This is a genomic window from Adlercreutzia equolifaciens, from assembly GCF_029076695.1.
Taxonomy (GTDB): domain Bacteria; phylum Actinomycetota; class Coriobacteriia; order Coriobacteriales; family Eggerthellaceae; genus Adlercreutzia; species Adlercreutzia equolifaciens_A.
Genome location: NZ_JARFIK010000299.1, coordinates 1 through 310 on the forward strand (window position 1 = coordinate 1; position 310 = coordinate 310).

General features: G+C 47.4%; 1 pseudogene. It reads left to right on the forward strand.

The annotated features are described in order from the left end of the window. Positions 1-118: 118 nt before the first annotated feature. Positions 119-310 (forward strand): annotated as a pseudogene (locus PZH32_RS12480) (hypothetical protein); the annotation flags it as partial.

Consider the following 310-nt stretch of genomic DNA (forward strand, 5'->3'; position numbering starts at 1 on the left):
GAGGGAGTTTTCCACCTTATCCCCAAAAACAAAAAGACTTTTTGGGGATAAGTGGAAGAATTATTCAACGAAGGGAGACGCTATAATAGCGTCCCGATACCTAACTAAGCATTATTCAGTGCTCTTATCCCCCAGCGAGAAAGGGACGCCTTTGAAATTCAGCATCAACCGCACCGAATTAGCTAACGCGCTTTCCATTGTGGCAAAGGGCGTCTCCACGCGGTCTACCCTGCCGGTTTTGGCCGGTGTTCTTATTGAGACCACGCAGGATCGCATTATCTTGCAAGCTACCGACTTGGAACTTTCTATT